The organism is Humidesulfovibrio mexicanus (genome assembly GCF_900188225.1).
Lineage (GTDB): Bacteria > Desulfobacterota > Desulfovibrionia > Desulfovibrionales > Desulfovibrionaceae > Humidesulfovibrio > Humidesulfovibrio mexicanus.
The window spans coordinates 1-24,465 of sequence record NZ_FZOC01000002.1; the positions used below are offsets into that span (position 1 = coordinate 1).

Consider the following 24,465-nt stretch of genomic DNA (forward strand, 5'->3'; position numbering starts at 1 on the left):
CTGGGGGCGAAAGCCGCCAATGAGATTGGCGCGGCCGCCAAGGCTGGCGATCTGGACTACGTGACCCACAAGATCGCCCACGCCGCCCTTGGCGGGGCCATGGCCGCTGCGGATGGCAAGGACGCCGCCAGCGGCGCGCTTGGGGCAGTGGTGGGGGAGGTGGCGGCGCAGGCGTTACGCGCCTCGTTGGAAAAAGCGATCCGCACCGGAGAGATTGGGCCGGACAAGGTACAGGAGTGGATAGACCGTGGCGTCAATCTCTCCAAACTCACTGCAGGTCTCACCGCCGCCGCCGCAGGTATGGATGTAAGCACAGCCGCGCAGACAGGCGGGAACGCGGCGGAAAACAATGCCTATAAAACAGTCATCAACCTCATTAAGCTGGCCTACCTCGTCGCGATCGGAAAGAGTGATGTCGGGCAAGCCCTGGAGCAGATTGGCAGAGGTGAAGACCCACTCAGCCAGGCCATTGCCGGTGGAGTGGAGCGCGCTGTCGCGCTGTCCTCGGAGAAATACCCCGAGGAGACAAAGAAGGTTCTGGGCCTGTTGTCTGGCCTTACCGAAAAGCTCGGTGCCACGATCACATACCTTGATGACTCCACAGGTCAGGTAGTAAGCAGAAATTGGAACGAACTGGACGAATCCACCCGCGCCAAGATTGTAGGTGGTATTGCAGTTGTAGGCATTGACCTGCCAGCTGATTGCGTCAAAAAGATTAAAGTCCTGCGGGAAACTGCCGTGGAGTTGCGGCAGGCTGAACGTGTGACCGTTGCTGCAAGCGAGGCTGCTGCATCCCAAGCAAACAAGCTGGCCCAGCTTGCGACAAAAACGGATGAAGCGGTGTTTTGGTCTGGGTTGGGAGAGAAAGGCGAACAGATCGCCGCACAGTATGCGATAAAAAACGGTGGGAAGACTCTTGAAAATGTAGCGAAGGGCATAATGCCAGACTATGTCCCCAGCGACTTGTCAGTACAGCAGATTTGGAAGGAAGCATCAAAGGCATTTGCAGAGAATGCGAAAGGTGATGTCAAGGTAATCTTGGGGGACTCTGTAAGGCCAGAGAGCATATGGAATACCGTCGAACTTCCTACGCTGAAAGCGAACAAAAATGTTACTCGGATCATAAGAATTGACCCGAAGACACAGGCAGAAGTTGTTATATTCAAGAGGTAGGGAAATGGAAAAGAGAATCGACTACAGTAAGGCCATAATCATCTATAGGAATTGGCCGGATGTATTTCCAAAATCTGACAGAGCAGCAATAATTCAAGAGTTTGGGGAGCGCCATGCAGAAACAATTATCGGCTACATTGACAAGGTGACTAGTGAAGCTTTCGAAACAAATATTGATTGGGATGTGTGCGACCTAATCACCGCTGGAGAGCGAGTTTACGAGAGGATGGCAATTCTGCATCCTGAATTGTCTGAAGATGCACTCAGGGCAACAAGTCGTTACTATATGTACTGTAGCAAATAAGGCCCCGTTAGTGATGTCCAAGGATTTGTGTCAAGTATCAATTTACAGATGGTTGATCAACACGACGTAAAGACTCAAGTATTCACTTGGCACTACAACATCTGGCTCGTGCAACAATGCTCCAGCCCGGCCCCGCCGGGGCTTTTGTTCTTTGAAAGCCGAATAACGATTCACCGCGCCCCTCTATGGCGGCGACCTGGGCCAGAATCTGCTCGACGGCCTGCGCGGCGCGGCGGTGGATGCCCTGGGGGCGAAAGCCGCCAATGAGATTGGCGCGGCCGCCAAGGCTGGCGATCTGGACTACGTGACCCACAAGATCGCCCACGCCGCCCTTGGCGGTGCCATGGCCGCTGCGGATGGCAAGGATGCCGCCAGCGGCGCGCTTGGGGCAGTGGTGGGCGTCACGTCCAAGAAGGCGGAATACGAGCGCTATAACCAGACTATTGACGGCAGCTTGGCGGCGGTTAAGAATTTTATCAGCCACCCAGTCGATGGACTCACAAAGACATACAGCAACTGGGCTGCCCAGCTTGGATGCGATTGTCCGCGCGAAATCCGAGCAGAGTCAAGCCCAGGCCTCCCCCCACAGAGGTGCATTTTTCTGGTGGGTAGCAATAGGGTAGCAAAAGAAAAAGGGCTTAAAGTCCTTTCGACTCTAAGCCCTTGATCTTCTTGGTAGCGGGGGCAGGATTTGAACCTACGACCTTCGGGTTATGAGCCCGACGAGCTACCGTACTGCTCCACCCCGCGACACGTCGATGCGGCGTTCCCCGCGTCGAGAAGGGGTATGTAGTCTCCCGCGGCGGAGCTGTCAACGCTTATTTACACGGACCAGGAAATTTCCTATACCCCGCCCATGCCGAACACCCAAAGCGTCTCCATCGTCATCCCCGTGTACAACGAACAGGACAACCTGCCCGTACTCTTCGACGAAATCGCCCGGGCCATGCGCCCCCTCAACAGGGAATGGGAAGTCGTCTTTGTGGACGACGGCAGTTCCGATGCAAGCCTCGGCGTGCTCAAGCGCCTGGCTGCGGAGAACGCGGAGGTCCGCTACATAGCCTTCACCAAGAACCGCGGCCAGTCCGCCGCCTTCTGCGCCGGGTTCGACCAGGCCGCCTTCCCCATCGTGGTCACCATGGACGCGGACCTGCAGAACGATCCCGCCGACATACCGGCGATGCTCGCCCTCTTCGACCAGGGCTATGGCATGGCCATAGGCTGGCGCAAAAAACGGCAGGATACCGCCAGCAAGCGCTACGCCTCGAAAATCGCCAACGCCATACGAAACCGCATTACCCGCGAAAGCGTGCGCGACACCGGCTGCTCCCTCAAGATCATGCGCCGTGACGTGCTCTTGCGCATCCCGCGCTTCAAGGGGATGCACCGCTACCTGCCCACCCTCATGAAGCTTGAGGGCGCGAGCGTGGCCGAGATGCCCGTGAACCACCGCGAGCGCCACATGGGCGTGTCCAAATACGGCAACTGGGAGCGCGCCGTGGCCGGCGTGCGCGATCTGCTGGGCGTGCGCTGGCTGCAGGACCGCCATTTCAACTACGAGATCCGCGAGAAGAACCGCTAGGCCGCCGGGGCCTTGAGCGCCTGCCGCACCTTCGCCTTCAGCTCCGAGAGGTCCACGGACTTGACCACGTAATAATCCGCGGCGATGCTCTTGAGGTCGTGCTGGAAGGTGTCGTAGGCCGTGGAGAGGATGACCGGCACGTGCTCCGTGCGGCTTCGTATCTCTTGCAGCAGGTCCAGGCCGCAACGGTCCGGACCGAGCCGGATGTCCAGTATCACCACCTGCGGGGCCTCGCGCTCCATAAGCGCAAGCACGGGCTCATCGCCATCGGAAGTGGCGACGGTGTAGCCCTCGTCCTCGAGCTCCTCCTGGTACAGCATCCGGATGTGCTTTTCATCGTCGATTACAAGAATCTTCGGACTGCTCATAACGATGCTCCTCTGGGGGGAAGGGCTTCTCTTACTTTGAACGGTATATGCCGTTTTCCCGCGCGGTCAACACAATTATGCATCCGCACGGACCGGGCGGCCTCTTCGGCTTGACAAGCCGCGCCGGAGCCGGGCACCAGAAAGGGCGCGGCGGCCCGGCCGCGCAGACCAAAGGAGCCACATGATCACCGTCACCCTGGAACCCGATGGCGAGACCCTCACCCTTGAACGGCACAACACCGTGCTCATGCTGCAAAAGCGCCTGGGCCTGCGCGTCAACGACGCCCTGGTCATCCGTGGCGGGGAACTGCTCACGCCCGACCGCCGCCTGGAAGACGGCGACGCCATAACCGTCCGCAAGGTCATCAGCCGGGGGTAGGCGCATGAAATGCCGCAAATGCAAGGCCCAAGCGGAAATTCCCCTGCCGAGCCACAACACGGCCTTCTGCCGCGAGTGCTTTTCCGCCTTCTTCACCGGGCAGGTGGAAAAGGCCATCCGCCGCCACCACATGATCGAACCCGGCGAACGCGTGCTGGTGGCGCTCTCCGGCGGCAAGGACTCGCTCAGCCTGATGCTTGAGCTTGCCCGCTTGGGGCACGATGTCACCGGCTTGCATGTGGACCTGGGCATCCCGGCGTCCTCCCCGGCCGCGCGGGCCAAGGTGCAGGGGTTCTGCCAGCGCCACGGCCTGGACTTGCGCGTGGTGGAGCTGGAGAAAGAGGGGCTGCCCATCCCGGACGTGAAACGCTACGTGAACCGCCCTGTGTGCTCGGCCTGCGGCAAGATCAAGCGCCACTGGTTCAATCGCGTCGCCCTCACGGAAGGCTTCCAGGTGCTGGCTACGGGCCACAACCTGGATGACGAGGTGGCGCGGCTTTTCGCCAACACCCTGCGCTGGGACGCCTCCTACCTCTCGGACCAGGGGCCTTGCCTTCCGGCGGAGAACGGCTTCGCCAGGAAAATCAAGCCGTTGTACCGGCTGACGGAATACGAAACCGCCTGCTACGCCTTCCTGAACGGCATCGATATCCACGCCGCGCCTTGCCCCTACAGCGGCAAGGCCAGCTTTACCGGGCACAAGCGCCTTTGGGCCGACTTGGAGCACACCAGCCCCGGCGCAAAAATTGCCTTTTACGACGGGTTCCTTAAAAATGGCCGACCGGCCTTCGCCCGGCTGGAGCAGGAGGCGGGCCTGCCCCTGGCCCCCTGCGCGCGCTGCGGTTCGCCCACCAGCGCGGAGATCTGCGGCGTGTGCCGACTTGCGCTCACCGTGGCCGAGCGCCGCGCCGCCGACCCGTCCTTGCAGTCCGGCGGGCACGCCGGAGGCCAGGAACGGACCGAAGGCGACCCTGCATTCAGGGTCGAAGCGTGACCAACGCCTCGCCGACGCCGACCCCGCGCGTCAGCGTGGCCATGCCCTGCCATAACGCGGCGCAGACGTTGCCCGCGGCCCTGGAGAGCGTGCTGTCCCAGACCATGCCGGACTTCGAACTCATTGCGGTTGACGACGGCAGTACGGACGGCACCTGGGACATCCTGTGCGCTTTCGCCGCGCGCGATGCCCGCATTCGCCCCCTGCGCCTGCCGCACCAGGGCGTGGCCCTTGCTGGCAACGCCGCCGCGGAGGCCGCGCGTGCGCCCCTCATCGCCCGCATGGACGCTGACGATTTCTGCCTGCCCGGCAGGCTGGCCGCGCAAATGGCCCTGTTCGAGGCCGAGCCTCGGCTGGACCTGGCGTCCGGCCTGGTGCGCTTCGGCGGCGAAAGGGCGCAGCGCCTGGGCTACGCCCTGCACGTGGACTGGCTGAACACCCTCCTGACCCACCAGGACATCTCGCTGAACCGCTTCGTGGAGTCGCCCCTGGCGCATCCCTCCGTCATGTATCGGCGCGAGGCGCTTTTGCGCTTCGGCGGGGCGCGCCCCAACCTGGGTCACAACCCCTTTCCAGAGGACTACGAGCAGTGGTTGCGCTGGCTGGGCCAGGGCGCGCGCATGGCCAAGGCGCGGGAGGAAATCCTCGTCTGGAACGACCCGCCCACGCGGCTTTCGCGCACGCAGCCGGAATACTCGGAAGAGGCCTTTGCGCGGGTGAAGGCGCGCTACCTGCTGGACTGGCTGAAGCAGCATAACCCGAGGCATCCGCGCGTGCTGGCCTGGGGCGCGGGCAGGGCCAGCCGCAGGCGCCTTGCGCCGCTGGTGGCACTGGGCGTCGCGGTGACGGGCTACGTGGACATCGACCCGCGCAAGCTGGGCCAGACGGTGCACGGCGTTCCCGTGTTCGGGCGCGAGGCCGTCCCCCCGGCGCACACGCCCGACTCGCCTTTCGTCCTGGTCAACGTGGGGTCGCGCGGCGCGCGGGAGGAAATAGTGGGCTGGCTGGCCGCACGCGGGTATCAGGCCGGGCTGGATTGCGTGGCCATGGGGTGAGGAGGGCAGACATGCCCGCTTCCGTGCGTGCGTTCTTGTGCGCTTCGGTCCCCGCAGCGTGGTGCACAGGGCTTCCCCGGCTCCGGCGAGGCCAGGCGCGGTTCACGCATCTTTTCCGCGTCGCCTTCCCTCCGCGTCTGCGGCCTTGAGGGCGGCCAGCACGCGCGCGGGGCTCACGTCCACCGGCTCGTTGTGGATGCTTTCGCCCTCGGCGCAGGACTTTTCGCCCACCAGCAGCAACTCCGCGTCCGCAACCCCGGCGACGCCAAGCGCCGCGAAGGTTGTGGGCAGGCCAAGGGCCGCGCACAGGGCGTACACCTCGTCGATGACCTGGGGCGGCTTGTCCGTGAGGAACAGCGAGGCCAGCACCCCGAAGGCCACCTTTTCGCCGTGGTACAGGCCGTGGGTTCCAGAAAGCGCCGTAAGCCCGTTGTGGATGGAGTGGGCCGCGCCCAGACCGCCGCTTTCGAAGCCCAGGCCGCTTAACAGGGTGTTGGCCTCCACCACGCGCTCCAGCGCCGCAGTGACCACGCCCGCAGCGCAGGCCGAGAGCGCCAGCCCGCCCCAGTCGCGCACGGTCTCGTAGCAGAGCCGGGCCAGGGCGTTGGCGGTCATGGAGCCCTGGTCCCCGGCGATGTTTTTGCCGCGCGCCACCCGGCAGCTTTCGGCCTCGAACCAGGTGGCCAGGGCGTCGCCCATGCCGGAGGCCAGGAAGCGCGGCGGGGCCTTGGCGATGACCTCCGTATCCACCAGCACCAGATCCGGGTTGCGCGGCAGCAGGTCCACGCGCTTGAACACGCCGTCCTGGTCGTACACCACGCACACGGAACTGCAGGGCGCGTCCGTGGAGGCGATGGTGGGCACCACGGCCACGGGCAGCCCCGCGCGCGCGGCCACGGCCTTGGCCGCGTCCAGCGTCTTGCCGCCGCCCATGGCGGTGATGGTCTGGGCCTCGAAATCCCGCGCCACGCCGAGCAGGCGGTCGATTTCCGCATCGGTGCACTCGCGGCCGAAGCGCTCCACGCGCACGGGGCCGCTTTGTTCAAGGTCGGGCAGAAGGGGCGGCAGCAGCGTTTCAAGAGGGCTGGGCGAGCAGACGATCAGGTGCCGCGCGCCCAGGCGGGCAAGTTCGCCGCCCAGGCGGGAGAGCGCGCCCGCGCCCTGCACGTATCTGCCGGGGAACAGGGTGGTGGTGATCATGGCGGGCATCCTTTGGCCGCAAAGCGGCAGGGGGTTTCTTCCCCCCTTACGCCTCATGCCAGTGGAATGACAAGCGGTTCCCCGGCCCCTTCGGAAGGGTTCTGGCCTGGCGCGCCCTCAGCACCCGTGCTTCGGTTTTCGGAAATGCTTGCGGTTGAGCATGAATACCAGCCACATGGTGGCGAACTGAAGCGCCAGGCCGGGCGCTGTAAGCGCCCAGTAAGCGAAGGAGAACTTCGCGACCAGTCCGGCGTCCGCAAGACCCCGGTTGAGCCAGAACTGCAGCATGACCACCAGGGCCACGCCTGGACACACCAGCGCGTAGGAGCCCGGCGAACTCTCCGGGCCGGTGACGAACCGCTTCGCATAGCCCAGTTTGTTGAGGATGGCCCCCGCGAACAGGCCGAAGAGCAGTTGCGCGGAGAGAAACTGCGACAGCGCCATGAGCCGGTCGCCCGCACCGCTGTCCAGGGCGAAGTGTTCGTGCAGCCCGTGGCCCTGCCGCAGGCTGAGGATGGCCACGATGGTCAGCACCGGGATGAATACGGAGAGCGTGGGCGCGGTCTCGATGTCGGCCCCGTGTTCCAGAAGCGAGCGCAGGCCCAGCAGCAGCGCCGTGGCCCCGGTAAGCGCCGTGGCGACCAGGAAGAACGTGGACAGGACGAGTCCGGCGCCGGAGATGGGGGCCACGGAGGACAGGCCGGCCGGGGCCGCAAGGCCGACGCCCACCATGGCCAGGGCGAAGGCGGGCAGGGCCTGGGCAAAGGAATTGTTGGCCGCGCAGTTGAAGCCGCCCGCAGTCAGCACCCGGACATAGAAGCGCCCCAGCATCCGCAGAACCATGACCCCAATGGCCAGGAACACTACGATGGCCGCCGGGAACAGATACTCGACCACGCTCCACAGGCCCGGAACCAGCACCAGGCCGAGGATGAACAAGACGTTGACGTTCATGCCCAGGGCCAGGGGCAGGGCCAGCAGCTGCGTCTCGCCGTTGGAGGCGATCAGCTTGGCGTGCTCGCCGCCGCCTTTCCAGGCGCGGTAGCGCTGCAGGTTCCAGACAAGCAGCTTGATGTTGAGCACGGCGTAATACACGATTCCGGCCACGGCCAGAAGCAGCATGGCGCGCATGGCCAGGTCCCCGGCTTCGAAGGCTTTGGCGATGTCCTCGAAGACGGGGACGCTTTTGCCGGGGTGCGGAGTCCAGTGCATGAGCCACATGAAAAAGGTGACCGCGAGCCCCCCCGCGCCAAGGGATGACAGGAAGTAGAGCGGGGAATAGCCGTCTGGATCGGTCGTTGTGGATGCAGCCATGCGCGCCTCGTGTTTCAGGTTGGGCCGTTTGGGGCGGCCGGGGGACGCGGCGTCCGCGAAAGACGCCGCGCCTGTTTCATTGTGTACGCAGCTAGTCGAAGGCCTTGTCCACGGTCCAGTGCTCCCAGACCTTGCCCACAAGGCCGACGCCGGGGGTCAGCACCGGCTTGCCGGGCCGCCAGCCGGACGGCGTGGCGTTTGCGCCCTTGCTCTCCCGAACCAGCTGGAAGGCCTGGATCTCCCGGATCGTCTCCTTGACGTTGCGCCCCACGGGAGGGGCCACCACCTCAAAAGCCTGCACCACCCCGTCGGGATCGATGAGGAAGCGGCCGCGCACGTCCACGCCTCCGGTTTCGTCATAGACTCCGTACAGCTTGCCGATGTTTCCGCCCGCATCGGTGAGCATGGGGAAGGGCACGGTCTTGGCGGTGACCATCTTGGAAAGTTCGTCGTCCACCCACATCTTGTGCACGAACATGCTGTCCGTGCTCATGGAAAGGACCTGGACTCCCAGCTTGTCGAATTCGGGATGCATCTCGGCGACCGCCGAGATCTCGGTGGCTCAAACGAAGGTGAAGTCGCCGGGGTAGAAGCAGAGCACCACCCACTTGCCGAGGTAGTTCGACAGCCTGACCTGGGTGAACGCGCCGTTGAAATAGGCCGGGGCGGCGAAGTCCGGCGCCTTCTTGCCGATTTGGATCATGGGACGCTCTCCTTGCGGTTGTGGTGTGGAGGATGGCTGCGCGGGCTTTTGCTCCGCTTCGATTTCAACGCCTGGCCGCGAACAGGCGGCCGACAATTCTTCTCCCATAGCGTTCCTCCAAAGTTGAGGGTTTTAATAGGAATTATTCTCATCAATAAAACCCTTCTTGCGCGCGGATGTCAAGTCTGGAATGCTTTCCGTCGTGCCAGGCGCTGGCGGCCTTTCCCTTTTGCCTTGTCGTGACGGCCCCGGCGGGCGTCCGACGCAGCACACAGCCCCAACCATACAGGAGCCCTCCATGAACCCGACGCCCACAGGAACCACAAGCACCCGCATCGGCTGGATCGGCACCGGCGTCATGGGCCTGTCCATGTGCGGACACCTCATGGCCGCAGGCCACCCGGCGACGGTGTTCAACCGCACCGAGGCCAAGGCGCGGCCGTTGCTGGACAAGGGCGCCGCCTGGGCGGAGAGCCCCCGCGCCGTGGCCGAGGCCTCCGACGTGGTGTTCACCATCGTCGGCTACCCGGACGATGTGCGCCGCGTGTATTTCGAGGCCAACGGCGTGCTGGCGGGCTTGAAGCCCGGAACCATCGCCGTGGACATGACCACCACCAGCCCCAGCCTGGCCGTGGAGATTTTTCAGTCGGCCGGGGCCAGGGGCGCGCACGCCCTGGACGCGCCCGTGTCCGGCGGGGACGTGGGCGCAAAGAACGCCGCCCTGTCCATCATGGTCGGCGGGGAGGCCGAAGCCTTTGCGGCGGTGCGGCCCTTGTTCGAGCGCATGGGGCGGATCATTCTGCACCAGGGTCCGGCCGGGGCGGGGCAGCACACCAAGATGTGCAACCAGATCGTCATCGCCGGGAGCATGATCGGCGTGTGCGAGAGCCTGCTCTACGCCACACGGGCGGGGCTCGACCCCCAGGCCGTGCTTGCGGCCATCTCCAAGGGCGCGGCGGGGTGCTGGAGCCTGGACAACCTGGCCCCGCGCATTCTGAAGGGCGACTTCGCGCCGGGCTTCATGATCGAACATTTCATCAAGGACATGGATATCGCCCTGGAGGAGTCCCGGCGCATGGGGATTACGCTGCCGGGCCTGGCCCTTGTGGAGGGTTTGTACGCCGAGGCGGCCAGGGCCGGACACGGCAAAAGCGGCACCCAGGCCCTTTTCCTGGCGCTGGAGAAGCTGGCCGCCAGGGCATGAGGCGCGGGCGGCCGCGCTGACGCATTGCTTCCGCGGCCGCCCTCGCGTATGCAGGGGCAATGCGCATCCTTTCGCGGATACTTCTGAAGCTGGCCTGGGTGGCGGTGGTGCTCTTTGGCATCACGGTCATCAGCTTCTGGGTCATCCACCTTGCGCCGGGCAAGCCCACGGACCTGCAGACCACGCTGAATCCCGGCGCCTCGGCCGTGGCCCGCGAGCGCCTGGAAAAGCTCTACGGACTGAACCAGCCCATCCACGTGCAGTACGGGCAGTGGCTCGGCCGCATGGCCAGGCTGGACTTCGGCCGGTCCATGAGCGGCGACTCGCGTCCCGTGTGGGACAAGATCAAGGAGCGTCTGCCGCTCACCTTCGGCATGAACGTGGTCTCGCTCTTTCTGACCCTGGCCGTGGCGATTCCCATCGGCGTGGCCGCGGCCTGGCGGCAGGGCGGGGCCTTTGACCGCATCTCCACCGTGGTGGTGTTCATCGGCTTCGCCATGCCCGGCTTCTGGCTGGCGCTTTTGCTCATGCTGCTTCTGGGCATCGTCTGGCCGGTGCTGCCCATTTCCGGCCTCACCAGTTTGGGGTTCGAAAAGCTTTCCTTTTGGGGCAAGGCCTGGGACATCGCCCTGCATCTGGTTCTGCCGGTGTTTCTGTACACCTTCGGCAGCCTGGCGGGCATGTCGCGCTTCATGCGCGCCAGCATGTTGGAGGTGCTGCGCCAGGACTACATCCTCACGGCGCGCGCCAAGGGCCTGCCCGCGCGCGTGGTGATCTTCCGCCACGCCATGCGCAACGCGCTCTTGCCCGTCATCACGCTTTTGGGCCTCTCCGTGCCGGGGCTCATCGGCGGCAGCGTCATCATCGAGTCCATCTTCGCCCTGCCGGGCCTGGGCCAGCTCTTCTACCAGGCGGTCATGAGCCGCGACTACCCGCTGATCATGGGCAGCCTGGTGCTGGGCGCGGTGCTCACCCTTCTGGGCAACCTGCTGGCCGACCTGGGCTACGGCCTGGCGGACCCGCGCATCCGGGCCGGGGTCCGCAACGGAGGCGGGCAATGAACGCCACAGTGGTTCCACAGGCCAGCGCCAAGGCCAGTCCCGCCGCCCGCAAGCGCAAGCCCCTGGCTCCGCCCTCGTGGCTGGCCCGCTATGGCATGTTGGCCCTGGGCCTGCTGCTGGTGGGCGGCATGAGTTTGGCGGCGCTCCTGGCCCCGTGGATAGCCCCGTACGACCCCAACGCCATCAACGTGGACGCGCTTTTGCTCACCCCGTCCTTCGCGCACCCGCTGGGCACCGACGCCCTCGGGCGCGACGTGCTCTCGCGCATTTTGCACGGGGGGCGCGTGTCTTTGTGGGTGGGCTTTGTGGCCGTGGGCATCTCCACGGCCATAGGCCTGGCCCTGGGGCTTGTGGCCGGGTACTTCGGCAGGCTGGCGGACGAGCTCATCATGCGCGGGGTGGACGTCATGCTCTGCTTCCCGTCCTTCTTTCTTATCCTCGCGGTCATCGCCTTCCTGGAGCCGGACCTGACCAACATCATGGCCGTCATCGGCCTCACCTCCTGGATGGGCGTGGCGCGGCTGGTGCGGGCCGAGGCCATGGCCCTGCGCGGCCGCGACTACGTTCTGGCGGCGCGCGCCGCCGGGGCCGGGCCTTTGCGCATCATCCTCCGGCATATCCTGCCCAACGCGCTGGCCCCGGTGCTGGTGTCCGCCACCCTGGGCGTGGCCGGGGCCATCCTGGTGGAGTCCTCGCTCTCCTTCCTGGGCCTGGGCGTGCAGCCCCCGGACGCCAGCTGGGGCAATATGCTCATGGACGGCAAGGAGGTGCTGGAGATCGCGCCCTGGCTCTCGGTGTTCCCTGGCGTGGCCATTCTGCTCACGGTGCTGGGCTACAACCTGCTGGGCGAAAGCCTGCGCGACATTCTGGACCCGCGCCTCAGGCGCTGAGGGGAGTGGACCATGGCCGCCACGCGTTCCGCCGAACCCCACCGCACGCGCTACCCCGCCCACGAGGTCCGGCACCCCTGGCTTTCGGCCCTGCTGGACGCCTACCACATTTCCGACACCGCCGCCCGCGAGGAATTGGCGCGGGAGACCGCCCGCCGCGCCGCGCCGCCCGCTTGCGGGCCGGGCTGCTCCGTGTGCTGCGAGGGGCAGGTGATCCCGGTTTCGGTATTCGAGGTGCTGGGCCTGTGGTGGTATGTTGCGGAGATGCTCAAGGGGCGGGCCAGGCACGGCGTGCGGAAAAATTTGCTGGAGCGCGGGGCCGAGGACACGCGGCCGACGCCTGTCGCCTGCCCGTTTCTGGTGCGGCGCTCCTGCGCGGTGTATCCGGTCCGGCCCTTCATTTGCCGCCAGCACCATGTGTTCGGGCGGCCCTGCCAGCCGGGGGAGAACCTGCGCCAGGCCCGCCCCGGCGACATCTTCAACACCGCCCAGGACCGCGCCAGGGACATGGCTTGGCTGCTGTTGCCCCTCTACGGCGTGGCCCAGGACGACATTGATCGCCGCTTCGAGAGGGGGTATGTGCAAGGCCGCAGCCGGGATCTGCACTCCCTGCCGCTTGCCAATCTCGTCACCCACATGGACGCCGCGGCGAAACGGAAGACCGACAACCATGCTTGAACTTCTGCGCATTCGCGACCTGGCGCTCATTGAGGACGCCGAACTGGAATTCGCCTCCGGCATGAACGCCCTTACCGGCGAGACCGGCGCGGGCAAGAGCTTCATCGTGCGCGCCATTGATTTCCTCACCGGCGAGCCCATGGGCGCGGACTTGGTGCGGCCGGGGAAGGACAAGGCCGTGGTGGAGGCCGTGTTCGTGGCGGAAGGCGAAAACGGCGCGCCCGAAGACCTCATCATCCGCCGCGAGCTGGCCGCTGAAACCGGCCGCAGCCGCGTCTACGTCAACGACCGCCTGGCCTCCCTGGAGACCCTGCGCGAGCTCAAGCCCGGCCTGGTGCTGCACACCAGCCAGCACGGCCAGCAGAAGCTGTTGCAGCCGGCCTTCCAGCAGCGCATTCTGGACGGCTTTCTGGCCGCGCCGGAACTGCCAGCCGAACGCGATGCGGCGCTTGCGGGCGTTCGCGCCGTGCAGGCCGCCCGCCAGGAACTGGCCGAGCGCATGGAGACGCTTTCGCGCCAGCGCGAGTTCCTGGAGTTCCAGCGCGAGGAGATCGGCCGCGTGAACCCCCTGCCCGGCGAGGAGGACGAGCTGCTCGTCCGCAAGGAGGCCCTCAAGGGCCGCGAGCGTCTGGAGGAAGCCCGCGCCCGCGCCCTGGAGGCGCTTCTGGGCGAGGTTCCCCTGGCCGCGCGCCTGGGCGAGCTGGCCCGCGCCCTGGCCCAGCTGGCCCCCTTCGACGACTCCTTTGACGCGGACCGGGAGGCGGCCGAGGATTTTCGCCACCAGCTCTCCGCCCTGGACGCGCGCATCCGCCGTTTGCGGCTGGACGAGGGCGAGGACGACATCGAGGCCATCGAGGCCCGGCTTTTCGAGCTGGCCAAGCTCAAGCGCAAGCTGAACAAGGGCCTGGACGAGATTGTGGACCTTGGCCGCCAGGTGGAGGAGAACCTGTCCTTCCTCGATTCCTGCGCCCTGGACGCCAAGCGCCTGGAGCGCGAGGAGGCCCAGGCGGCCCAGGCCCTGGGGGCCGTGCTGGAGCGCCTGAACGCCGCGCGGAAGGACGCGGCGGATCGCCTGTGCGCGCGCCTTGGCCAGGAACTCGCCGGGCTTGGCTTCTCCGAGTACGCCCGCGTGGAGTTCGCCTTCGAACCCGCTCCGGTCTATTCCGGCCCGGAGGGCGAGCTGTGCGAGCTGCGCGGCCGCCTGTTCTGGGTGCCCAACCCCGGCCAGCCGCCGCGGCCCCTGGACAAGATCGCCTCGGGCGGCGAACTGTCCCGTTTCCTGCTGGCCCTTGCCGGGCTGCAAGCCGAGAGCGCCCGGCCCACCCTCATTTTCGACGAGGTGGACGCCGGAATAGGCGGGCATACGCTGACCCGGGTGGGCGAACGCTTGCAGGCGCTCGCCGCGCGCCAGCAGATGATCCTCATCACCCACTGGCCGCAGCTGGCCCGGCTGGCCGACCGCCATTTCCAGGTGCGCAAGGACGTGGTGGACGGCATGACCTACACTGGCTGCGCGCGGCTGGACCAGGCGGCCATCGCCGCCGAACTGGCCCGCATGAGCGGCGTCACGGCCTGATCGCCCCCCTGGGCGCGCCCGCTATTCCCCCCTTGAGCGTCGGCTCCGGGCGGGGTATGCTGTTCCCGGCCGGGAGCTGACCAGCCCGGCAAGGAGACCGACCATGACCCGCCGACTCGCCTGGGCCTTCGTGACCCTGCTCGCCCTGGTGGCCGCGGCCTGCGCCAAGACCGCCTACACCAACCGCAGCCAGCTCCTGCTCATCAGCGAGGGCCAGGAGGTGGCGCTCGGCCTGCAGAGCGCTCAGGAAGTGCTCAAAAAGGAAAAGGAGAGCGGCGACGACCTCCAGGTCGAGCGCGTGAAGCGCGTAGGGCAGCGCATCGCCGTCGCGGCCAACAAGCCGGACTACAAGTGGGAGTTCCGCTTGATCGAGAAGGACACCGTGAACGCCTTCTGCCTGCCGGGCGGCAAGGTTTTCGTGTACACCGGCATCCTGGATCTCACCACCAGCAACGACGAACTGGCCGCCGTCATGGGGCACGAGATCGCCCACGCGCTGCTGCGCCACGGCGGCGAGCGCGTGAGCATGGCCCTTATGGCGCAGATGGGCGGACAGGCGGCGTCTCTGGCCTTGGGCTCCAGCGTCAGCCCCGCCGCAAGCCAGGTGTTCAACCAGGTGTACGGCGTGGGCGCGCAGGTGGGCGTGATGTTGCCGCACAGCCGCTCCCAGGAATCCGAGGCCGACGAAGTGGGCATGATCCTGGCGGCCAAGGCGGGGTACGAGCCCTCGGGCGCGCTTTCCCTGTGGCGCAAGATGGACGCCTACGCCAAAAGCAAGGGCCAGAACGCGCCGGGCTGGCTTTCCACCCACCCCACCACAGAGGACCGCATAGCGGCCATCAAGTCCAAAATGGGCGCAATTCGCGCCAAGTATTACCAGCGCCAGGCCTTGCGCTAGCGCGGCGGCACGCATGATCGTCTGCACAGGCTGCGGCGCCAGGAACCCGGACGATGCGCACGTCTGCTCGGTCTGCGGCCGCAAGCTGCAGTCGCGCCGGACCGCGCCCCAGACCGAGCGCAATGGCCAGGCACCGCTGGATCTGGATGCTCTTGGCAGGCCGCCGGGCGAGCCGGACCCGGCCACCGGGCAGGCGGGCGGAGCATGGGAACACCTTGCCCCGGCGGAGCGGGATCTGGACGAGCACGCCGTGAAGCTGGTGCGCTCCGCTGCGGAGATTTGGACCTACGCCCTGCTGCTGGTGGCCAGCGCGGTGGCGATGGTCGTGTTCCAAGACTGGCGCTATCTGGCGGGCGGACTGGTCATCGCCGCCGGGCTGGCCTGGGCGCGCGGCATCTAGCCTGCGCTCGGCATTGTGCCGTCTTAGGCCGCCTTGCCCTGCGCCGGGGTTTGCCGGGCCACGGGCAGCACGCACAGCCCGCCCAGAAGCAGCACGCCGCCGCAAACGGTGAACAGAAGGGGCAACGACGCCCCCGCAGCCAGCATGTGCCCGCCGATGACCGGTCCCAGGATGAAGCCCGCGTCCAGGGCCACCAGCAGCAGATTGGCGTTGGCCGCGCGCAGGTGTTCCGGGCTGACCCGGTACATGGCCGCGTTCACAAGCGGCATCATCAAGCCCAGCGCCGCGCCGAAGGGTACGGCCAGGCCCAGCAGCGCGGCTTCGCTTTCCGCCAGGGAGAACATCGGCACCAGTCCGGCCAGAAACAGCAGGGCCAGGCCCGTTGTCCGCGCGGGATTGAGCCTGTCCAGCTGCTCCATGCCCAGCACCCGCACCGCAATGGTGCTCAGGTTGACGCAGGTGAAGAACAGCCCCGGATTGCCCGCGCCGATGTGGAGCGCCCAGCTTTTCATGAAGAAATACACAATGGTGTGCCCGGAAATGAGCAAGAGCTGCCCGGCCAGCAGCGTGCGCACGCCCGGGGCCTTCAGTCCGCGCAGCACCTCGCTCCAGCCGGGGCGGGCGTCCTGTCCGGGGGCGAGTTCGACCAGCAGGGCACGGACCTTGCGGGCCACGGGCAGAAGCAGGGGCGCGGTGACCAGCATCAGCGGCGCGGCCATGGCGTAGGCCCAGCCGGGGCCGGGCAGGTGCGGGGTCACGGCCTCCACAAAGGGCGGCATGAGCGCGCTGGGCAAGAGCGTGGTGAGGGAAAGCAGGCCGTAGGCCTGGGCCACCCGGCCGGGCGGAATGAGGTGCGTGAAGGCCGTCATGAGCCCGGAGGCCAGGATGACGTAGCCAGCGCCGTGCAGCACGCGCACCGCAGCCAACGCGGGCGCGGCCGTGGCCACGGGGTAGCTGGCCAGGGCCAGCACAGCCAGGCCGATGCCCAGGCCCATGGCCGCCACGCTGTTGCCCAGGGTCAGCCGGGTGCTCAGGTACGGCCGCAGGGCCAGCGCCGTGAGCGGCTCCAGAGCCAGCAGCGGGCCGCGCAGGGCGGGGTCGATGTTCAGGTGCTCAAGGTAGTTGTAAAAGCCGTAGAAAATCGCCAGGTTGCAAAAGCACAGCAGGCTTACCAGGCACAGGGCCAGAACCTCGAAGCCCAGCCGTGGCGGGCCGCCGCCGTCGCCGCTCATGCCGGGCCGCCGCGCACAAGGTCCACCACATCGCGGAAGGCGCTCAGGAACTCGCGCATCACCGGCTCCTGCACAAGGCTCACACGGATCCAGTTGGGGAAGCGGAAGCCGGTCATGGTGCGCACCATGATTCCCCGGCGCATGAGGTGGCGGTACATGAGCGAATCGGACGCGGGCGTGCGCACCATGACGAAGTTGCCCGCGCCGGACACGTGCTCCAGGCCCATCTCGTCGAAGGCGGGCAGCAGGAGCGCCTTGGCCCGGGCCACCATTTCGCGCGTGGCGCGGATGTGCGCGGCATCGTCCGTGAGCGCCTCGGCCGCGGCGGGCTGGCCCAGGGTGTTGACGGAGTACACGATGTGCGTGCGGCGGATGTAGTCCACCACCTCCTTCTGCCCGCACACATAGCCCACCCGCAGCCCGGCAAGGGCGTACATCTTGGAGAAGGTGCGGAACACCACCACGTTCTTGTGCCGCTCCATCAGCTCCATGCCGTCGGGGAAGTCCTCGTCGTCCACGTATTCGCGGTAGGCCTCGTCCAGCACCACGATTGCCCGGCCGTCCACCCCGGCCAGAAAGCGCTCCATCTCGTCCCGCCGCCACCATTTGCCTGTGGGGTTGTTGGGATTGCAGACAAAGAGGATCTTGGTGCGCGCGTCCATGGCCGCCAGCATCCCCTGGGCGTCGAAGGCGTAGTCCTTGAGGGGGATGAGGCGGGCGTGGAAGCCGGAGAACTCCGCCACCCATTCGTACACGGCAAAGGTCTTGTCCGCGGTGACGATGTTGTCGCCCTTGTCGCAGAAGGCCTTGATGACGCTGGCGATGACCTCGCAGGAGCCGTTGCCCACAAGGAAGCGCTCCGGATCCTTGCCGAAGCGTTCGGCCAGGGCGGCGCGCAGGTAGTGGCAGTCGCCGCTGGGGTACACGGCCGCGCCCGGCGGCGGAAAGCCCTCGATGACGCGGCGGGCGGCCGGCGGCGGCCCGAGGGGATTCTCGTTGTTGTTCAGGCGGTGCAGGCGCTGCACGCCGTAGGTGCGGCACAGCTCCGGGTCCGGGCGGCTGGGCACATAGGCCTCGAAGGCCCGGATGTGCGGCGGAACCAGCTCAGCAATCGGCAGGGACATGCTGGCACACCAGAAGGTCGGAGACGCCCGCGTGGGGCAGGATGAGCCTGGGGGCGAAGCCGCAGGCGGCGATGGCCGGATACCTCGCGGCCTGCCACGGTTCGGAGAGGTCCAGGTGCAGCAGCAGGTCCGGGCCGTGGGCCACGCCCGCTTCCTCGGCCTGCTCGGCGATGGCCCGCACATGGGCCGCCAGATTGGCCTGGAAGTCCCGGCCGTCCAGCAGGGGCTTCAAAAGCGCCAGGCCGCGCCTGCGGTCGTAGGAGGTGGCCAGCAGGGAGTGGGCGGGCAACAGCTTTTCGTGCGCGGGCTCGGCGCGGAGGATGTCGCGCGGGAAGGCCAGCAGGCCGTACTGCCGCTCCAGGAACGGGGCAAGATCCGGGCTGGCCCACACCGCGCCGCCAGCGTCCTCGCGCAGGTGGCGGAACAGCGCTTCCTGTTCGCCGGGGGCCTCTTCGGCTCCCCCGCGCAGGGTCAGCACGCCCAGGGACTCGAACCAGCCTTCCGGAACATCGGCGGTGGGCCGCTCGCTGAAGGCGCAGACCACCTCGCTGCGGGCCACCGTGGCCAGAAAACGCTCCGTGAGCAGCCGCGCGGTCTCGCGGGCCAGGGGGCGGCCGGGGGAGTCGTCGAACACGTAGGGTCCGGAGAACACCACCGCGCGCGGGCCGGACTGCCGCCAGCACAAAAGCCCGGCCGGTCGGCCGGCCGCGTCCTGGGCGAGCAGGGCGCGGTACTGCCCGCTGGCCACCATGTCCGCAAAGCGTCCGGGGCGGAAGAAACTGGCCGGGCAGGAGCGCGCGGGGTAGCGCCCGGCGGCGAGGAGCGCCGCGTGGCGCAGCTGGCCTTCGCCGGGGGAGGCGTGCTCCGTGTCCGGAATGCTGATCGGTCCGGAAAGCTCCCTGGGCGTGGTGAGGGGCTCGGCCTCGGGGTACTGGCGGTCCACCTCGGCGGTCAGCACATAGACGTCGGCGCCGCTGGCCTCCAGGCTGCACCTGTCCGTGGTGCGCGAGGCCACCAGCAGGCCCAGCTCGGCCTCCTGGGAGCAGCTTTCGCCCTCGGCGCACAGGTCCACGCTGGCCGCGAAGTTCAGCGCCCTGAGGCTCACCTCGCCCGCGCGGAAGCGGAAGGCGGCCCGCGTAAAGGCGCCGCCCTGGGAGAGGGTCATGCGCAGGGGCTCCTCCCGTCCGGCGAAGCGGCACAGGTAGGCGAAGAACTCCTCCACCGCCAGGGAGAGCCTGAGCGCGCCGGTGTCGTCCAGGCCGAAGACCCGCGCGGCGTTTTCTGCCGCGGCCGTGGCCGAGGGCAGGAACTCGACGTCCGGCGGAAGCTCAAGGCTGATGCGCTGGGAGTGTTGTGCTGGCACGGCGTCCTCGCGGGCGTTGAAGGTCGTGCGGGCGTCACGCTTACGGCCCGCTGGCGTTGGAAAAAGCTGGCGCATATGTCTTTCGCGCGGCGGCGCGCCTCAGCCTTGTTGGTCCTGCCGCGCGGCGTTTGGGCTGTCTGCCGTCTCCCAGGCGCGCTTGCGGCCCGTGAACAGCCCGGCCTTGGCGGCGATGTCCGCATGGGAGGCGAACACGTAGGCCACGTCGCCGCCCTGCAGGCGCAGGGTGCCGTCCGGGTTGGCCATCACCTCGCCGCCGCGCCCCACGGCCACCATGGTCAGCCCGTGCAGACGGCGCAGGTCGCTTTCCAGCAGGGTCTTGCCGTCCAGCACGCAGCCGGGTTCGATGGTCAGCGCGCTCAGGTCCATGTCCGGGAACTGCCTGCTCAGGGCCTCGAAGCTCTCGCCCTGGGCGTCCGGCGTGCGCAGCATCTGGTAGCCCTCCGCGCGCACGGCCTGGGTGAAGCGTTCGATGTCCGCCCTGGGCACCAGGTAGCGCATCATCACGCGGGTGAAGATTTCCACCGAGGTCTCGAATTCCTCAGGGATGACATCGCTTGCGCCAAGCTCCATGAGCGGGCCGATTTCCGCCAGGAAGCGCGTGCGCGTGACGATGTGCAGACCAGGGTTCGTTTTGCGCGCCGCGTCGGTGATGCGCCGGGTGCTGGGGGGATCGTTGACCATGATGGCCAGCACGCGGGCCTGGGCCACGCCCACGTGCTCCAGCACGGCGCTTTGGCTTGCGTCGCCGAACATGATGGGCTCGCCCTCGGCCGCGCTTTTGCGCACGGTTTCGGGGTTCATTTCGATGATGCGGTAGGTGATGCCGAAGCGCTTGGCGGCCTGTGCCAGATGGCGGCCCCCAATGCCGTAGCCCACGATGATGAGGTGGTCGGACGCGCAGGCGTGGCCGGAGCAGGCCTGCTCCATTTCCTGCTCCAGGGGCCGGGGCTTCATGCGGGCGAAGACGGGCAGCGAGGCCAGGCGCTGGGCCACGCGCGGCGAGAGCGCGATGAGCGGCGGCGTGGCGGCCATGGTCAATATGCTGGCCGCGAGGAAAAGCTGGTAGTTCTCCTGGTTCATGAGGCCGTGCGATACCCCGGCCTTGGCCAGCACGAAGGAGAACTCGCCCACCTGGCACAGGGCCAGGCCCACCATCACCGCGGGCTTGAGCGGGAAGCCCAGGATGAAGGCCGCGCCCCCCGCCAGCAGCGCCTTGATAAGGAGCACCAGCACCGTGGCTCCGCCCACCAGGGCCACGTTGGCCACCACATACTGCACGTCGAGCAACATGCCCACGGAGATGAAGAAGACGCTGGTGAACACGTCGCGGAAGGGCAGGATGCCCTCCAGGGCGCTTAGGCTGTATTCCGACTCGGACATGATGAGCCCGGCCATGAACGCGCCCAGGGACAAGGACAGCCCCAGGCTGGACGTGAACCAGGCGATGGTCAGGCACAGGCTCAAGGTGGACAAAAGGAACAGCTCGCGGCTGCGCGTGCCCACGATGGAGCGCAGGATGCGCGGGGTGAACTTGCGCGCCAGAAAGAACACCAGCAGGATCAGCCCCGCCCCCTGCAGGCCCGTGAGCAGCAGCGAGGTGCTCAAGGCCGAGCCGCGCTCGGAGAGGAAGGGCACCAGCAGCATCATGGGCACGATGATGAGGTCCTGCAGGATGAGGATGGACAGGCTGACCCGGCCGTGGGGGCTGTCCATCTCGGCCCGCTGCTGCAAGAGCCGCAGCACGATGGCCGTGGAGGAGAGCGCCGCCAGGAAGCCGAAGAAGGTGGCCTGGCCCGGCTCGTAGCCCATGAGCATGGCCAGGGCGTCGAAAACGAGGATGGTGAGCAGCACCTGCGCGCCGCCGCCCAGGAACACCTGGCGCTTGAGGCGCGCCAACTCGCCCAGGGAAAGCTCCATGCCGATGGTGAACATGAGCAGCACCACGCCAACCTCGGCGATGGTCTCCACCTCGTGCACGGCCTTGACGAAGCCGAGCCCGTACGGCCCGGCGAGCACGCCGGTGATGAGGAAGCCCACGATGGCCGGGAGCTTTATCTTGTGGCAAAAATAGATGACCGCGATGGACAGCGCGAAAATGATGACGAATTCTTTGAACAAAGGCATTTCCATGCGGTGAAATTTGCCTCCAACGCGTTTTGTGTCAAGTCGAATGTGATGCGCTGGCGGTTCTTCTCAAGCCGTTGCGCAGCTTCTTTTCGATTTCCACCAGCAGGAACACCGCCACGGCCGAGCCGAGCACCAGGGGCCATTGCCTTGGGGCCAGCGGCGCGCTCTGGAAAAGGGCGTTCATGGCCGGAACGTAGGTGTAGGCGCCTTGCAGCGCCAGCATCAGCCCCGCGCCCCAACTGGCCCAGGGATTGGAGAAGAAGCCCAGGGCAAAGGGCGAGCGGCGGAACGAACGCGCGTTGAACAGATAGGCCGTCTCCACCAGGACGAAGACATTGACCGCCACGGTGCGGGCCTGCTCCAGGCTGGCCCCGCGCGAAAGCTCGTACTCGAAGAGCCCGAAGGCCGTCACCAGCAGGAGCGCGCCCACCAACGCGATGCGCCCGGCAAGCAGGCGGTCCAGGATGGGTTTGCCGGGTGCGCGCGGCGCCCTGTCCATGATGCCCGGCTCCTTGGGTTCGAAGGAGAGCATGAGGCCCAGGGCCGCCGCGGTGGTCATGTTGATCCAGAGGATCTGCACCGGCAGGATGGGCAGGGCCACGCCGAAAAGGAAGGCCGTCAGGATGACCATGCCCTCGCCCAGGTTGGTGGGCAGCGTCCAGGCGATGAACTTGACCAGGTTGTCGAACACGCCGCGGCCTTCCTCCACCGCTGCGGCGATGCTGGCGAAGTTGTCGTCGGTGAGCACCATGTCCGCCGCCTCCTTGGCTGCGTCGGTGCCAGCCTGGCCCATGGCCACGCCGATGTCCGCCTGCTTGAGTGCCGGAGCGTCGTTGACGCCGTCGCCGGTCATGGCCACCACCTCGCCCTGGGCTTGCAGGGCGCGCACCAGGCGCAGCTTCTGCTCCGGCGAGACGCGGGCGAACACCGACACGGCGCGGGCCTCGGCCGCGAACTGCGCATCGGACAAGCGCGCAAGCTCCGCCCCGGTCAGGGCGCGGCAGTGGCCGTCGGCCTCGCAGGACGGTCCGGAAAGGCCCAGCATCCGGCCGATGGCCACGGCGGTCCCGGCGTGGTCGCCGGTGATCATCTTGACCAGCACCCCGGCGCGGCGGCAGGCGGCCACCGCGTCCACGGCCTCGGCCCTGGGCGGGTCGATCATGCCCTGCAGGCCAAGGAAGACGAGTCCCAGGGCCACGTCCTCATGCTCCAGGGCCGCGGCGTCCGGAGCGGGGGTTCCCTTGGCGAAGGCCAGCACGCGCAGGCCACGAGCGGCAAGCTCCTCTGTCTTGCGCGTCACCGCCGCAGCGTCCAGCGGCTCCAGCGTTCCATCTGCCGCCAGGGCCTGGCCGCAGCGCTCCAGCACGCGCTCCACGGAGCCTTTGAGCCAGATGACGGCCTCGTCCGCATTCTTGTGCAGGGTGGCCATGTACTGCCGCTCGGACTCGAAGGCCAGCTCGTCCACTCGCGGCCAGGCGGCCTGCTCCTCTGCGCGGGAAAGCCCGGCCTTGGCCGCGCTGACCAGCAGCGCCGCCTCCGAGGGGTCGCCCTCCACGCGCCAAGTGGCGCTCGGCGCGCCGTTGCCGCCGGGCTCGCCCGGGGCGCGCAGCACGGCGTCGTTGCACAAAAGCCCGGCCAGCAGGCACTCCCGGTGCGCGGCGGAAAGTCCGCCGGGCGCGGTGATCTCGCCCTCCGGCGCATAGCCTGTGCCGCCGACCAGCGCCTCCACCCCGGCGGCCCACAGGCTGTGCACGGTCATCTGGTTCTCGGTGAGGGTGCCGGTCTTGTCCGTGCAGATGACCGTGACGCTGCCCAGCGTCTCCACCGCGGGCAGACGGCGGATGACCGCCCGGCGCGCGGCCATGCGCGACACGCCGATGGCCAGGATGATGGTCACCGCTGCGGGCAGCCCTTCGGGAATGGCGCCCACGGCCAGGGCCACCGAGGCCATGAACATGTCCACGGCCGTTTCGCCGCGCCACAGGCCCAGGGCGAAGTTCAGCCCGGCCAGGACAAGGATGGCCACCAGCAGGAGATGGCTGAAGCGGCTGATCTTGCGTGTGAGCGGGGTCTCCAGTTCGTCGGCGGATTCCATGAGCGAGGAGATGCGGCCCAACTCCGTGCCCGCTCCGGTGGCCGCCACCACGGCGCGGCCTTGGCCGTAGGTGACCAGGGCCCCGGCAAAGGCCATGGAGCGCCGCTCGGCCAGCACGGCGTCGGGCGAAACGGGGTCGGCGGATTTTTCCACCGGCAGGGATTCTCCCGTGAGCATGGATTCGTCGGAGCGCAGTTCGCGCGAGGACAGGATGCGCACATCAGCGGGCGTCTTGTCGCCGGAGCGCAGGATGACCACGTCTCCGGGCACGAGGGCGGCGGCGTCCAGGCGCACGGGGGCGCCGTCGCGCAGCACCGTGGCCTCGGTGGTCATGGTGGCCGAAAGCGCGGAAAGGGCGCGCACGGCCTTGGACTCCTGCAGGTAGCCGATGACGGCGTTGACCAGCACCACGCCCAGGATGACGCTGGAGTCCACGACCTCGCCCAGCAGGGCGGTGATGACGCCCGCCGCCAGCAGGATGTACACCAGCGGCTGGTGGAACTGGAGCAGAAAGCGCGTGAGGGCGGACTTGCCCTTGCGCACGGGCAGGGCGTTTGGGCCGTGCTGGCGCAGGCGTTCTGCGGCCTCCCCGGACGAGAGTCCGCGTTCCGGGTCTGTGTCCAGGCGCTTGGCGGCATCCTGGGCGCTCATGGCGTGCCAGAGGGGGGCGGTTTCGTTCATGCCGGTCTCCCTGTTGCGAGCGGGGTCTTGCGGCTGCGGCGCC

General features: G+C 67.3%; 23 protein-coding genes and 1 tRNA gene. 14 read left to right on the forward strand and 10 right to left on the reverse strand.

Annotation, left to right across the window (positions count from 1 at the left end):
- The 3 genes from CHB73_RS03770 to CHB73_RS17325 form a co-directional block, all read left to right on the forward strand.
- The coding region (locus CHB73_RS03770) for a VENN motif pre-toxin domain-containing protein (protein ID WP_089272288.1) at positions 1–1,173 on the forward strand (1,173 nt) is incomplete at its 5' end.
- 4 nt (positions 1,174–1,177) lie between these two features.
- Complete coding sequence (locus CHB73_RS16385) at positions 1,178–1,477, forward strand: hypothetical protein (protein ID WP_143337305.1); 300 nt, start codon at positions 1,178–1,180, stop codon at positions 1,475–1,477.
- 235 nt (positions 1,478–1,712) lie between these two features.
- The gene (locus CHB73_RS17325) at positions 1,713–2,144 is read left to right on the forward strand and encodes a hypothetical protein (RefSeq protein ID WP_407656597.1); all 432 of its coding nucleotides are present in this window, start codon (positions 1,713–1,715) and stop codon (positions 2,142–2,144) included.
- 6 nt (positions 2,145–2,150) lie between these two features.
- Here the strand turns inward: CHB73_RS17325 and CHB73_RS03780 are convergent.
- Positions 2,151–2,227 (reverse strand) — tRNA-Met (locus CHB73_RS03780).
- Positions 2,228–2,333: 106 nt separating this feature from the next.
- Here CHB73_RS03780 and CHB73_RS03785 point away from each other — a divergent pair.
- The gene (locus CHB73_RS03785; protein WP_089272292.1) at positions 2,334–3,059 is read left to right on the forward strand and encodes a glycosyltransferase family 2 protein; all 726 of its coding nucleotides are present in this window, start codon (positions 2,334–2,336) and stop codon (positions 3,057–3,059) included.
- On the opposite strand, the gene CHB73_RS03790 is transcribed toward CHB73_RS03785, so the two are convergent.
- Positions 3,056–3,427, reverse strand: coding sequence for a response regulator (locus tag CHB73_RS03790; RefSeq protein ID WP_089272294.1), 372 nt, complete (start codon positions 3,425–3,427; stop codon positions 3,056–3,058). The genes CHB73_RS03785 and CHB73_RS03790 overlap by 4 nt on opposite strands.
- Before the next feature lie 181 nt (positions 3,428–3,608).
- On the opposite strand from CHB73_RS03790, the gene CHB73_RS03795 reads away from it, so the two are divergent.
- From CHB73_RS03795 to CHB73_RS03805, 3 genes are read left to right on the forward strand one after another with little or no spacing between them, the layout of a single operon-like run.
- Positions 3,609–3,806: a ubiquitin family protein gene (locus CHB73_RS03795; protein ID WP_089272296.1), complete on the forward strand. Its 198-nt coding sequence runs from the start codon at positions 3,609–3,611 to the stop codon at positions 3,804–3,806.
- A 4-nt stretch (positions 3,807–3,810) separates the two neighbouring features.
- Entirely contained in the window at positions 3,811–4,800 is a 990-nt protein-coding gene (locus CHB73_RS03800; RefSeq protein ID WP_089272298.1) for an ATP-binding protein, read from the forward strand.
- Positions 4,797–5,855, forward strand: a complete 1,059-nt coding sequence (locus CHB73_RS03805) for a glycosyltransferase family 2 protein (RefSeq protein WP_235641506.1) — start codon at positions 4,797–4,799, stop codon at positions 5,853–5,855. Before CHB73_RS03800 ends, CHB73_RS03805 begins: the two co-directional genes overlap by 4 nt.
- 102 nt (positions 5,856–5,957) lie before the next feature.
- Here the strand turns inward: CHB73_RS03805 and CHB73_RS03810 are convergent, their stop codons facing one another.
- The 3 genes from CHB73_RS03810 to prxU all read right to left on the reverse strand — a co-directional run bounded on the left by CHB73_RS03810 (position 5,958) and on the right by prxU (position 9,180).
- Positions 5,958–7,055 carry a glycerol dehydrogenase gene (locus CHB73_RS03810; protein WP_089272300.1) on the reverse strand — a complete coding sequence of 366 codons (1,098 nt, stop codon included), beginning with the start codon at positions 7,053–7,055 and terminating at the stop codon, positions 5,958–5,960.
- Between the two features lie 117 nt (positions 7,056–7,172).
- Positions 7,173–8,369: a TsoY family (seleno)protein gene (locus tag CHB73_RS03815; RefSeq protein WP_089272302.1), complete on the reverse strand. Its 1,197-nt coding sequence runs from the start codon at positions 8,367–8,369 to the stop codon at positions 7,173–7,175.
- A 91-nt stretch (positions 8,370–8,460) separates the two neighbouring features.
- The gene (prxU, locus tag CHB73_RS03820) at positions 8,461–9,180 is read right to left on the reverse strand and encodes a thioredoxin-dependent peroxiredoxin (protein ID WP_089272304.1); all 720 of its coding nucleotides are present in this window, start codon (positions 9,178–9,180) and stop codon (positions 8,461–8,463) included.
- Positions 9,181–9,370: 190 nt separating this feature from the next.
- Here prxU and CHB73_RS03825 point away from each other — a divergent pair, with 190 nt between their 5' ends.
- The 7 genes from CHB73_RS03825 to CHB73_RS03855 all read left to right on the forward strand — a co-directional run bounded on the left by CHB73_RS03825 (position 9,371) and on the right by CHB73_RS03855 (position 15,779).
- Positions 9,371–10,276, forward strand: coding sequence for an NAD(P)-dependent oxidoreductase (locus CHB73_RS03825; RefSeq protein WP_089272306.1), 906 nt, complete (start codon positions 9,371–9,373; stop codon positions 10,274–10,276).
- A gap of 59 nt (positions 10,277–10,335) precedes the next feature.
- Positions 10,336–11,337 carry an ABC transporter permease gene (locus CHB73_RS03830; protein ID WP_089272308.1) on the forward strand — a complete coding sequence of 334 codons (1,002 nt, stop codon included), beginning with the start codon at positions 10,336–10,338 and terminating at the stop codon, positions 11,335–11,337.
- Between the two features lie 95 nt (positions 11,338–11,432).
- On the forward strand, positions 11,433–12,227 hold the full coding sequence (locus CHB73_RS03835; protein WP_179216932.1) for an ABC transporter permease: 795 nt from the start codon (positions 11,433–11,435) through the stop codon (positions 12,225–12,227).
- 12 nt (positions 12,228–12,239) lie between these two features.
- Positions 12,240–12,905, forward strand: coding sequence for a YkgJ family cysteine cluster protein (locus CHB73_RS03840; protein WP_089272312.1), 666 nt, complete (start codon positions 12,240–12,242; stop codon positions 12,903–12,905).
- Positions 12,898–14,481, forward strand: a complete 1,584-nt coding sequence (locus CHB73_RS03845; protein ID WP_089272314.1) for a DNA repair protein RecN — start codon at positions 12,898–12,900, stop codon at positions 14,479–14,481. The genes CHB73_RS03840 and CHB73_RS03845 overlap by 8 nt, the downstream gene beginning before the upstream one ends.
- A gap of 103 nt (positions 14,482–14,584) precedes the next feature.
- The gene (locus CHB73_RS03850) at positions 14,585–15,379 is read left to right on the forward strand and encodes a M48 family metallopeptidase (RefSeq protein WP_089272316.1); all 795 of its coding nucleotides are present in this window, start codon (positions 14,585–14,587) and stop codon (positions 15,377–15,379) included.
- Between the two features lie 13 nt (positions 15,380–15,392).
- On the forward strand, positions 15,393–15,779 hold the full coding sequence (locus CHB73_RS03855; RefSeq protein WP_089272318.1) for a zinc ribbon domain-containing protein: 387 nt from the start codon (positions 15,393–15,395) through the stop codon (positions 15,777–15,779).
- Positions 15,780–15,802: 23 nt separating this feature from the next.
- Here the strand turns inward: CHB73_RS03855 and CHB73_RS03860 are convergent, their stop codons facing one another.
- The 5 genes from CHB73_RS03860 to CHB73_RS03880 are packed head-to-tail and all read right to left on the reverse strand — an operon-like array spanning position 15,803 to position 24,422.
- On the reverse strand, positions 15,803–17,011 hold the full coding sequence (locus tag CHB73_RS03860) for an MFS transporter (protein ID WP_089272320.1): 1,209 nt from the start codon (positions 17,009–17,011) through the stop codon (positions 15,803–15,805).
- Entirely contained in the window at positions 17,008–18,135 is a 1,128-nt protein-coding gene (locus CHB73_RS03865; RefSeq protein WP_089272322.1) for a pyridoxal phosphate-dependent aminotransferase, read from the reverse strand. Before CHB73_RS03865 ends, CHB73_RS03860 begins: the two co-directional genes overlap by 4 nt.
- Positions 18,116–19,573, reverse strand: a complete 1,458-nt coding sequence (locus CHB73_RS03870) for a hypothetical protein (RefSeq protein ID WP_089272324.1) — start codon at positions 19,571–19,573, stop codon at positions 18,116–18,118. Before CHB73_RS03870 ends, CHB73_RS03865 begins: the two co-directional genes overlap by 20 nt.
- A gap of 24 nt (positions 19,574–19,597) precedes the next feature.
- Positions 19,598–21,649 carry a cation:proton antiporter domain-containing protein gene (locus tag CHB73_RS03875; protein WP_089272326.1) on the reverse strand — a complete coding sequence of 684 codons (2,052 nt, stop codon included), beginning with the start codon at positions 21,647–21,649 and terminating at the stop codon, positions 19,598–19,600.
- Between the two features lie 31 nt (positions 21,650–21,680).
- Positions 21,681–24,422, reverse strand: a complete 2,742-nt coding sequence (locus CHB73_RS03880; protein WP_089272328.1) for a cation-transporting P-type ATPase — start codon at positions 24,420–24,422, stop codon at positions 21,681–21,683.
- Between the last annotated feature and the right edge of the window lie 43 nt (positions 24,423–24,465).